Source organism: Aureimonas sp. ME7, assembly GCF_903970965.1.
Taxonomy (GTDB): Bacteria; Pseudomonadota; Alphaproteobacteria; order Rhizobiales; family Rhizobiaceae; genus Aureimonas.
Genome location: NZ_CAJCKW010000028.1, coordinates 1 through 10,034 on the forward strand (window position 1 = coordinate 1; position 10,034 = coordinate 10,034).

The following is a 10,034-nucleotide window of genomic DNA, read 5'->3' on the forward strand; positions in this document are numbered from 1 at the left end:
CGCATCGCCCTGTCCCGCGACCATCGTGAAAGCAGCCGCAGTGCGCCGTCTCTCAGTACCCAGCCATCCAGGTCAGCCCCCAAACGTCAAACGACAACGGGCTCAGCGTTTTGACACGGCCTGGACCCAACGTTGCCTTTGCAGCCGAAGATTTTGGAAGCCGTTAGCGGACATACGGAACTCATAGTTTAGGACGAACCGATCTTCGCTCCATACCGCCGGGGCGAACTCCCCGTGTTGCGCTTGAAGGCGGTGCTGAATGCCTGCTCGCTCCCGTAGCCCATCGCAAGCGCGACCTGCTCGACCGTTTCGCGCCCTTCCCTCAACCGTCGCGCAGCCAACGTCATGCGCCAGCGTGTCAGATAGGCGATCGGTGCCTCGCCGACACGGGAGGCAAAATGCTGGGCGAGCCCTGAGCGTGACATACCAGCGATCTTGGCGAGTTCCACAAGCGTCCAGTTATGGGCCGGCTCGTCGTGGATCGCTGTCATGACGCGACCAAGGCGAGGGTCGGAGAGCGCTGCGAACCATCCGACGTCGCCGACCGGCACGTCTTCAAGATACAAGCGAAGCGCTTGCGCCAGCATCATATGGGACAAGTTCTGCGATACGGCCCCCGCTCCTGCACGCCCCTCCCGCAACTCCTGCATCATGAGATCGATGTAGAGCCGAAGCCTTGCCTGCTCGCCTGATGCCCGGATGCGAATCAAGGGTGGCATCGAACGTAGAAGCATTTCGGCGGTCAAGCCTTCGACCTCGAAGCGGCTGCCGACCAGGAACGTGTCGCCTCCCCCGTTGTAGGTCACGACCTCACCGCTTCGGTTCGGGTCGAGAACCGCACTGGCTGGCAACGCCTCGGCGTCCGGAGCGCTTCCGATCTGCGCTACGCGTCCACTCGGCAAAACGAAGCAGTCGTTAGCTTCGAGACGGATCGGTGCGCTGGTGCCATCCATCCGGAGCCAACAGGTGCCTGCGACAACGGCGTAGCACTTGATGCGTCCCGCTAGGTCGTCGAGCGTCAACGCCCATGCCCCACCCGCGTCGAAGCCTGCTGTGATGTAGCTGCGCGGCTTCAGTTGGGCGAGGACCTGGGACAAAGGATCAAGGAGCATATCTGGACGATCGCGAACAATCTTTGGCCGCGTGAACATGGCTCGCCTCGTTGCCCCTGTCTAGGAAGGGTCTCCTGACCTTTTGGAGACTGAGACCATGAAAGCAGCGGTCGCGAATGCGTTTGGCGAGGCGCCCGTCTACCAGGACTTCGCCGAGCCCGTAGCGGACAGTGACGAGACCGTCGTGACCGTCGAGGCGGCAGCCATCAGTCCCATCGTCCGGTTGCTGGCCTCCGGTCGGCACTATGCAAGTGGGACACAAGCCGGCTTTGCGCCGGGTGTCGACGGGGTCGGCCGTGACGCGGATGGTCGGCGCGTCTACTTCCTATTTCCGCGTGCTCCGTTCGGCTCCCTCGCAGAACAGTCAGTGGCGCGACGTGCGATGACGGTTCCCGTTCCCGTTGCCCTCGCGAGCGACGAGGCGGCCGCTCTCGTCACGGGTGCTCTGGCGTCGTGGATCGCCTTGTCGCGACGGGCACGGATCCAGCGGGGCGAGCGCGTTCTGGTCCTTGGGGCAACGGGTGCGTCGGGCGGTATGGCGCTCCAAACCGCACGTCACTTCGGAGCCAGCCACGTTGTGGCTGTCGGCCGCAACCCATCCAAACTCGATCAACTCGAAGCCGACGAGCGGATCGCTTTGGACGACGACGCCGACGAGAAGCTTCGTCATGAGTTCGATCGCGGCATCGATGTCGTGCTCGACTTCGTGTGGGGTGATCCAGCCACCCGCGTTCTGCGGGCCGTCACCAAGGACCGTGGTTCCCGCCTTGGCGAGCCGCGCCTGCGTTATGTCCAGATCGGAACGATCGCGGGCGACGAGATCGCATTACGCGGCGACATGTTCCGCAGCACGGGACTGGAGTTACTGGGCAGCGGCATCGGCAGTGTCGCCGTCGAGGATCTCGTGGCGGGGGCAGGCGAGTTGCTCGCGGCTGCACCGCAAGCCGGGTTCAAGACACCCTTCCAGAGTATGCCCCTCCGCGACATCAGCAGCGCGTGGAACGGCGATCCCGACACGCGCTACGTCGTGACCCCCGAGCGCTCGTAAGCCAGCGCACCCGACCATCAATTCACGTCCGCTTCTCGTTGCATGGCATCCGGAAGCGGACGGTCTGAAAACCACCCATCACCGCCGCCGAATGAACGCGAACAGCTTGGTCTCGGTATCGCTCGGCTGGAGCAACTGGCACGGCTTGCCGTTCAGCTTTTGCAACTCGTCGCAGATGATCTGAATGTTCCGCTCCGAACGGTGTGTCGTCTGCCCGTTGATAAGGATCAGCGTGGCGATCGCCATGGTGAAACAAGCCATCGCTCCGATGATCAGGATCAGGTCTCGGGTCCGCATCTCATGCGCCTCCACGAAAGGTTGAGGTCTCGAAATCGGGGATCGCCAGCTGCGCGCCGGCCATGATGCGCTCCAGTTTGCCGACGTGCCGGGAATAGTCAGCCAGCATGATCTCCTGGCGCTCGATCGTGCGGGCCTGGTTCATCATCGCCTGCTTCACGTCGGTGAGCTGCCGTTCGAAGTCCCGCCGGATCTCGGCAAGACGCTCGTCGGCGTCATCCTCCAGCTTCTTCAACGACGCCTGTAGATCGGCAACCCGCCCCTCATAGCTCTTGGCCTGCGCCTCCGTGTTGAACTTGGTGTAGACAAAGACCGCCGTCAGGACGCCGCCAAGGGCAGTCATGACGGCCGCGAACTCGCCGAGGGAAATGCCATTCATCTGCTGGGGTCCTGTCAGACGCTCGGCTGGAAGCGCTTGTCGCGTGCGAAGTAGGCGCCGAGGAAATTGCCGACCTGCGTGAACGCCCATCCGGAGAACACGCCGAGCGCAACGGCGGGCGCACCGCTTTCCCAAGCGGCGGGAAGCCATCCGGCCGACTGCATCAGAACGACGATGGACCCGCCGATCGTCATGGCACCGGTGCCCGCGATCGCCCCCTTCACCGGCTTGTTCATCTGCTCGATCGGCGACAGCGGCTTGTCGACGGCGACGGATGCTGGCTGGGCGGGTGCGGCCGGGATCGCGACTTCGGTCGCCGGCGGCAGGATTTCGATCTCCACTTCCGGTCGGACGGGCAGCGCGAGCGCGTCCGCCTTCGCCAGCTCGAGCACTTCCGCCAGCAGCCCTTCGATCGCCTCGGGCTTCATCAGCGCCTTGTTCAGGCCGTCGCCGGCATAGTAGCTCTGCCCGCGCGTCAGCTGACGATGCGCGCCTTGCACAGCGACGAGGACCGGGAACGAGGCCCATTCCTGCGCCAGGCGCTTGGCGAACTCGGTACGGTCGATCCGGCCCGACACGAACGCCTCGTAGCCACGCCGCTTCAGGAGGTGGTAGCCGAGGCGGTCCTGAAGGTTCGGCTCCATCATCTGCGAGCCGCGAAGCTTGAGCTCGGACTTGAGCCCGTCGAGCGTCGCGCGCATGAACTGGTAGCCGCCGGTCGCCGACGAGCCGAAGCGCTTCGACCACGAGCCCTGCGCCGCCAGCACCTCGTCGACCGTCATGGCCGTGACGGCCTTCGGCAGCTTGCCCTGGTTGTGGCCGAAGATGATGTCGTAGCCGGCGCGGGCTTCCGTGCCGACCTCGGTGTCACGGATGAAGTCGAGAAGGCGCGCGGCGCCGGCGGGAACATTGCGGTCCATGGTGTCAGCCTTTCAGGCATGAAAAAGCCCGGCACGATGGCCGGGCGGGATGGGCATCAGTTGGGCCACGAAAAAGCCCGCCGCGGTGAACCGGGCGGGCTTCGTCTATGGGTTAGGTTGGGCCGGCTTGATCAGGCGATAGCGCCCGCGTCCAGACTTTCTGCAGTGACGCCGGTCAACACCACCGTTCCACCGCCAGACAGCGTGAAAACCGCCGAGCCGTCGACGTCCTGCACGGTGTAAGTCTGACCCTGGAAGTCGAGCCGGTCACCCTCAGCCTGGCTATAGTCGACGATGATGTCGTTGCCCGAGTTGGCCGCGAACCGGAACACGTCCGACCCAAGCCCGCCGACGAGGATGTCGTCGCCCAGGCCCCCGTTCAGCGTATCGTCATCCTGACCGCCATACAGAGTGTCGTTACCTTGTCCGCCGTGGATGAAGTCGGCCCCGCGATTGCCGAACAGGACGTCATCGCCCTGGTTGCCGTAGATCTCGTCCGCGTCCTGGCCGCCGTAGACCGTATCGGCGTCTTGACCAGCAAAGATCGTGTCGTTGCCCTGGTTTCCGAAAAGGACATCCGAGCCTTGGTTGCCGTAGATCTTATCGTTGCCCTCCAAGCCCGACACGGTGTCGTTGCCCAGCCCACCCGAGATTAGGTTGCCCAACGCGGTGCCGGACAGATCGTCGTCGTCCGTCGTGCCGAGAATGGTCGGGTTTGGATTCACAGGCTTGGAAGGGGTCGCCGCTGCGATGGAGTACGAGATCTCGAAACCGTCAAACCCAACCTGAACGTTTGATGCGTCCACGGCGTCGAGACGAATGCCAAGGTAGTCCCAGCCCTCAGTCTGAGCGAGCCTCAAAGCATTCGTCAGGTCGAGAGTGTACGTTGGTGACCCAGCGATGATCTGGGTCAGGGGCTGAAGGGTGTTCCCGGTCGCATCCGCAAGTTCGGCGACGCCATCACCTTCGTAGAAGCTGACGTTGATCGACGAGGCGCCAATCAGAGATTCTTCAATAAATTGAAGGGATGCCGTCGAGATGCGCCCGAGATCTGCTACGTTGAATTCTACTATCCCAGCGAAAATCTCAAAGATCCCGCCAGCGAAAATGCTTGAGGCAGGGTTGTAAGAATGTACGTGGTTGAAGCTACTTCCGCTGGAGAAACCAGCAAGGGTCGTGAGTGCAGTCGCGTTGATTGTTGGCATGCCCGAATCCCCCAAAACCGTCATGCCAACCGTTTTCTAAGCCGACGTCATGACTAATGCGTGAGCAGAAAACACAACGTGCAGATGTTGTCCATTGTGATTTATAGGGGTCACCGACCGGGCGGAGTTCGCCGTGTCATCCCGACGAAACAGTGGCCGATAAGTCTGCCCCATGGCCACTGACAGCTGGTCAGGCGTTGGGTATCCGTCGGCTACTGCGACTTGTGAGCGAAGGCCGCACGCACCCGGAACACGCCCGAGATCGCCGCTGCCGAGGCAGGACGGACGCGGATATGAATGCGCGCTGAGTTGGCCGTGAGCGGAAGCGTCGCCGGGGTCCGCATCACGCCGTCCATGGCGACGTTCTCCATCACCTGGCTGACGATGTCGGTGGTGTTGGAGAAGTCCTCCGCCAGGATCACGGTGTTCGTGCTGTCGTAGATCGCAAGGCTGAGGCTCGATACGTTCACGAGGCTATCGAACTCGAACTCACCGACGGCGCGGAGAACGTCGCCGACCGTCAGGCCGGTGATCGTCTGCGCCAGCACCACCACGTCGTTCGTGTTGGTTGCCGTGCCGCCGATCGTGACCTGCTGCCAGTCCTTCGCCTCCTGATCGGTGTAAGGCTGGCCATTAAAGGCGGTGGCCCCCGTCACCTTGGCGAAGGCGAATGTGATGCCGTTACCCGTCGGCACCGCCGCCCAGCCGTCGCCGATCTGGCCGGAGTGGCCGTTGAGCGAGCCTCCCGTGCCGGTGAAGAACGGGTTCGTGTTCAAGGCGCCGGTGAGGTTCACCGCGCTCCAGCGATCTGCGTTGCTGGCCGGCAGAATGTTGATCGGCTCGAAAATCGTGTCGAGCACGCGCGAGACCAGCCGGCCGAGGCGGCGCGCCCCCTTCTGGTTCAAATGCAGGCCGGGGTCGAAGGTGTAGCCCGTCAGGATGTCGCCGACACCGGAGCCGGGGTTCGCCAGCGCCTCCCAACTGTCGATCACGTAGACGCCGGGCACCGCCCGCTGGCGCAGCATCCAATGGCGCAGGGCAAGCGCGTTCAGGAGGTTCGCGGCCGACAGGCGCATGCCGGTGCCGACGCTGTCGCCCCGCGGATCGTCGGTGATCCAGATGGGAATGCGTCCCGCGCGCAGGAGAATATCCTGAACGAGCTGCGCGATCTGGATCGCTTCCGCTGCCGTGGCCGTCGCAAGGTTCCAGTAGTTGGTGAAGATCTGCAGGAGGAACACCGAGGCATCGCAGGTCCGCAGCATGTTTTACGGCACGCCGCCGAACTTGGCGTCCACCGACCCAAGCAGGCGATTGAGGATACCAGGATAGTCCACGCTGCCATGCGTTCCCGCCACCGGCAGATCACCGGGAACGCCGTAGTTGAATTCCGGCTCATAGGTCCAGCGCTGGCGCGAGCGGAACCGGGCATGCGTCATGAACCCGTGCGCCATGAAGCGACGCGCGATGGAGTTCTGCGCGATCTTCGAGTGCCCCAGGATCGCAACCTTCCGGTTTGTAGGACGACGGCCGACGTTCAAGCCGGCATCGACAATCGCCACCGCACTGATGTCGGATAGCAGCCGTTCGGTGAACAGCTTGCCGGCGGCGTCCGTAATGGTGAGGACAACATCGAGGAAGCCTGCCACCAAGGGCGTGCCGCTGATCGTGCCGGTTGCCGCATCGAAGGCGAGGCCAGAGGGCAGCATTCCCGAGAGGGCAAAGGTCTTCGCGCCCGTGCCGCCCGCCACCTGCGGGATGTACCGGACTGCGCTGCCGACATTCAAAGTCGCTGGCCTGTTGATCAGCTCTAGCCCGGGCGCCGGGGGCGTGACGATGCCGGCGCCGACATATCCGCCGAGTTGCTGCGCGCGACTGGCCATAGGGTTCACCTCATGAAAAAGGCGCCACAAGGGCGCCGGGATGGACAACAAAAAACCCGGCTCGAAGGCCGGGCTCGCTTGACGCGGACCGTCAAGCGGCAGGGTTGGGGGTGCGGTCCGCCTCGCCGGCCTCGGCGGCAACGAGTGCGAGATCGAGCGACTTGCTGACCGGCACCGATCCAATCTCGAGGGAGATGTATTGAGCTTTGACGATCGCTCGAACCAATCGCCGGCGCTGCGTATGGAGGCTAGGCATCTGAGTCCCTTCGCTGTGTGCGAAATTGACGCTACGTCAGAACCGGCACTCTGGCACAACAATCCTTGCGTGTGAGCACTCGCCCACAGGTTAATTTCACGTTACCGCCACCGATAGAACGCGACGGCCGCCACCATCACGAAGCGCCGGACCGCAGACACGCCATCCGCTGCCAGCGCCGCGTTGAACGCTCCAGCGGCGGTGACGCGATCGAAGCCGCGACGCAGGAGCTCGTCATGGAGCGCCGCCGCTTTCAGATAGCGCGGGTCGTGCGGGTCGAACGCCCAGCGCAGCGCCCACGGGATCGAGACGTCGAACACCGTCCCGTCGTCGATATGAACCCAGAAGCCGGAGCCCTTCGCCCCGATCTCCCAGCTCGTGCGCCCGTGCTGGCGATAGAGGATGCCGTCGAGGCGTTCGAAGACGACGACGGTTTCGGTGTAGGCGCTCACGCGATCTTGGAGGCCGCCACGAACAAGGCGTCGATCGCCGCGTCGTCGAGGCCAAGCGCCGCCCCGATGCCGGCGACGAGCGGATGATCGCGCCGCAGGACGGTGGCGGACTGCCATTCGATCTGCGCCCGGCGCCCGTCGTCGCCGGTCATGGTCGCGATGGCCGCGTCGGCTTGGTCGAGGATCTTCGCGCCGAGAAGAGCAAGCTTCGCCTGCCGCATGGTGACGGAGAACACCTGTCCCGGCACCGGCTCGCCGCCGATGGCTTCGATCCGCCACGTCCCGCCGTCCTCGACGATGTGCTGCGTGGCGGGATCATAGGAGGCGAAGAACACGAACCCGAGCTCCCTGCGGCTGTCCGGTTGGTTGGCAAGATCCGTGCGCGACCAGCCTTCGTCGGTGTAGGCGACGGCGGGCAGTTTCTCGGGCGGGCCGTTGTGGCGACGGTAAAGGTCGATCATCCGTTGGCCTCCGCGTAAACAAGAACGATCTGCGCGCCGCCGGGCGAGCCTGGGGTCGCGGTATAGCCGCTGCTAGCCGGCGCAAAGGCACCACCGGAACCAGCACCTGGATGACCTGCATTCTGCGAAGCTGCATCGCCGCTCGAACTGCTGGCGCCCTGCGACCGCGTGCCGCCGGGCAATTCGGAGAAGCCAGGAGCCGAGGCGCCATTGCTGCCGGAGTTGGCAACGCCCTGAAGGTTGATATCCCCTCCGGAGGCGATTCCCGGCGTCTGATCGGTTGCGGCGCCCGCCGACATGTTGACGCTCGAACCCACGACCGTCGCGTTGCCGCTGGCATCGATCTTCAACGCAAGCTGCACACCCCTATCGAGTTCGACGACCTTTTTGCACGCCGCCCCGCTCGCGCCCCCGGACGCTGTTCCCGAACCCCTGACACCACGACCGCGACCACCACGTCCCCACGCATAGATCGTGTAGATCCCGCCTTCCGGTACAATGAAGGTTTGAGAGGCACCCGACCAAGGCGAGGCCGGAGCGCTCGGGCCGTTGAACTCGGCGAGAATAGTTACCGTCGATTTCTGCGACATCCCGGAGGCAGCGCGATCGGACAAACGATCGAAGGGGCGCCCAACGCCCATAGCGAACACGTCCATCAAGCCGGCTCCTCGAAGATCTTCTGCACATGCGCGTAGATCGCGCTGGCCTCCGAAGCACTGATCTGGAGGCTGTCGCCGGGATCGAGCACGACGCGGCGCGAGATGGCATCGCGACGCCTGACGATGACGTTCGTCGGCAGGATCGGCCGCGAGACGTTCGAAGCGCTGGCGTCGATCAGGAGGCACTGAGGCACCTGCGGATCGGGCGCGCTGTCGGTCGCATAGGTCTTGATGTTCGACAGCGCGATCTCGTAGGTGCGCACCTTGGCGTCGGCCGCCGTGTTGGCGACGACGGTGGTGAGCTGGGTGGTCAGCGACGCGCCGCCGGTGGCTGCGGTGTTGGGCATGGGGTTCAGCCTCCGAAGGCGAGGGAATAGGCGGCCGCGTTGGTGCGGATCGCTGCGTTGGCGGCGGCGACGTCGGCGAGCGCGGTGTCGACCTCGGCCAGCTTGTCGTCGACGGCGCCTTCCAGAAGTGAGGTGTCGACCGTCACCGCCCCGACCTGCCCGTTGACGCTGGTAACGGGACCGGTCTGGATCGCCGCGACGGCCGCCTCGAACCGCGTGGCGATCGTCTCCATCGCGGAGACCTTGGCCGCGATGAGCGACACCGCGCCGCGCACGAAGATGACCATGTCGTGCAGAGCGCCAGTGAAGACCCCCCGGCTGTAGCCGTCGCGCCCGAGACCGAAGGCGTTCTTCAGCCGATCCCATGGAGCGTCGTTGACCTGCAGCAGTCGATCGCCGGATGCGTTCTCGTCGGGTGTCAGGCTCATGGAAGCCGTTCCTTGAGTTGGAAGGAGATGTTGGCCAAGCGTGGCGCCGACCGCTCCCAAACCGGCGGCTGCCGAAGCCGAGCGAGAAAGCTGAGGCGGTGGAGGTTGGCGGGCCGGTAGTCGTTGACGACGAACACCTCGCCGTCGATGCCGATGCGGCGCGCCATCTCGAGACCGCGATCCAGCGCCTCCTGCTCGGGGAGGTAGCCGTAGTTCAGCGTGTAGACGCGGAAGGGCTCACGCCGATCGAAGCTCTCGGCGCCCGACTGCGACTTCTCGGTCGCCGTATCGGTCTCGATCCCGAGCCCGCTGCCGAGCAATGGATTGCGCGTCGGCTGCCAGCCGGCCATGCACAGGAGCCGGCCGAGATCGATGACCCCATCCGGGTTCCCCTCGTCGAAGATCCGAACGTCCAGCGCCGCGATGCGAACGTCGTCGTCGAACACCGTGAAGGCGTTCTGCGTCAGCTGGCCTGCCCCTATCAGGTGGTCCGGTTCAAATCTAATGCATGGTAGGTTTGGCGACCACGGTTGAGGTGGCCGGCGAAGCGGGTTGGGGTGGCGCAGCCGGCCATAGCGCGGCGGCAGGTG

The 10,034-nt window shown here is 64.4% G+C and carries 15 protein-coding genes; 1 reads left to right on the top strand and 14 read right to left on the bottom strand.

Features of this window, described 5'->3' with window-relative positions:
- Nucleotides 1-188: 188 nt before the first annotated feature.
- Entirely contained in the window at nt 189-1,151 is a 963-nt protein-coding gene (locus tag H7A85_RS20210; protein ID WP_244631303.1) for an AraC family transcriptional regulator, read from the bottom strand.
- Nucleotides 1,152-1,209: 58 nt separating this feature from the next.
- On the opposite strand from H7A85_RS20210, the gene H7A85_RS20215 reads away from it, so the two are divergent.
- Nucleotides 1,210-2,160, top strand: coding sequence for a zinc-binding alcohol dehydrogenase family protein (locus tag H7A85_RS20215; protein WP_182422341.1), 951 nt, complete (start codon nt 1,210-1,212; stop codon nt 2,158-2,160).
- Between the two features lie 78 nt (nt 2,161-2,238).
- Here the strand turns inward: H7A85_RS20215 and H7A85_RS20220 are convergent, their stop codons facing one another.
- The 13 genes from H7A85_RS20220 to H7A85_RS20275 all read right to left on the bottom strand — a co-directional run bounded on the left by H7A85_RS20220 (nt 2,239) and on the right by H7A85_RS20275 (nt 9,890).
- Nucleotides 2,239-2,457, bottom strand: a complete 219-nt coding sequence (locus H7A85_RS20220) for a hypothetical protein (RefSeq protein WP_182422342.1) — start codon at nt 2,455-2,457, stop codon at nt 2,239-2,241.
- Nucleotide 2,458: 1 nt separating this feature from the next.
- A complete protein-coding gene (locus tag H7A85_RS20225) occupies nt 2,459-2,836 on the bottom strand; it encodes a hypothetical protein (protein WP_182422343.1) in 378 nt (125 codons plus the stop codon).
- 14 nt (nt 2,837-2,850) lie between these two features.
- Nucleotides 2,851-3,756, bottom strand: coding sequence for a hypothetical protein (locus H7A85_RS20230; protein ID WP_182422344.1), 906 nt, complete (start codon nt 3,754-3,756; stop codon nt 2,851-2,853).
- Nucleotides 3,757-3,887: 131 nt separating this feature from the next.
- Nucleotides 3,888-4,985: a hypothetical protein gene (locus H7A85_RS20235; RefSeq protein ID WP_182422345.1), complete on the bottom strand. Its 1,098-nt coding sequence runs from the start codon at nt 4,983-4,985 to the stop codon at nt 3,888-3,890.
- A gap of 188 nt (nt 4,986-5,173) precedes the next feature.
- Nucleotides 5,174-6,223, bottom strand: a complete 1,050-nt coding sequence (locus tag H7A85_RS20240; protein WP_182422346.1) for an SGNH/GDSL hydrolase family protein — start codon at nt 6,221-6,223, stop codon at nt 5,174-5,176.
- Between the two features lie 3 nt (nt 6,224-6,226).
- The gene (locus tag H7A85_RS20245; protein WP_182422347.1) at nt 6,227-6,841 is read right to left on the bottom strand and encodes an Ig domain-containing protein; all 615 of its coding nucleotides are present in this window, start codon (nt 6,839-6,841) and stop codon (nt 6,227-6,229) included.
- Nucleotides 6,842-6,932: 91 nt separating this feature from the next.
- Complete coding sequence (locus H7A85_RS20250) at nt 6,933-7,097, bottom strand: hypothetical protein (protein ID WP_182422348.1); 165 nt, start codon at nt 7,095-7,097, stop codon at nt 6,933-6,935.
- A gap of 101 nt (nt 7,098-7,198) precedes the next feature.
- A complete protein-coding gene (locus H7A85_RS20255; protein WP_210270277.1) occupies nt 7,199-7,549 on the bottom strand; it encodes a DUF1353 domain-containing protein in 351 nt (116 codons plus the stop codon).
- Entirely contained in the window at nt 7,546-8,010 is a 465-nt protein-coding gene (locus H7A85_RS20760) for a hypothetical protein (RefSeq protein ID WP_210270278.1), read from the bottom strand. The genes H7A85_RS20255 and H7A85_RS20760 overlap by 4 nt, the downstream gene beginning before the upstream one ends.
- Nucleotides 8,007-8,666: a hypothetical protein gene (locus tag H7A85_RS20260; RefSeq protein ID WP_182422350.1), complete on the bottom strand. Its 660-nt coding sequence runs from the start codon at nt 8,664-8,666 to the stop codon at nt 8,007-8,009. Before H7A85_RS20260 ends, H7A85_RS20760 begins: the two co-directional genes overlap by 4 nt.
- The gene (locus tag H7A85_RS20265) at nt 8,666-9,016 is read right to left on the bottom strand and encodes a hypothetical protein (RefSeq protein ID WP_182422351.1); all 351 of its coding nucleotides are present in this window, start codon (nt 9,014-9,016) and stop codon (nt 8,666-8,668) included. The genes H7A85_RS20260 and H7A85_RS20265 overlap by 1 nt, the downstream gene beginning before the upstream one ends.
- 5 nt (nt 9,017-9,021) lie before the next feature.
- Nucleotides 9,022-9,444, bottom strand: coding sequence for a hypothetical protein (locus H7A85_RS20270; protein WP_182422352.1), 423 nt, complete (start codon nt 9,442-9,444; stop codon nt 9,022-9,024).
- On the bottom strand, nt 9,441-9,890 hold the full coding sequence (locus H7A85_RS20275) for a hypothetical protein (protein WP_182422353.1): 450 nt from the start codon (nt 9,888-9,890) through the stop codon (nt 9,441-9,443). The genes H7A85_RS20270 and H7A85_RS20275 overlap by 4 nt, the downstream gene beginning before the upstream one ends.
- Between the last annotated feature and the right edge of the window lie 144 nt (nt 9,891-10,034).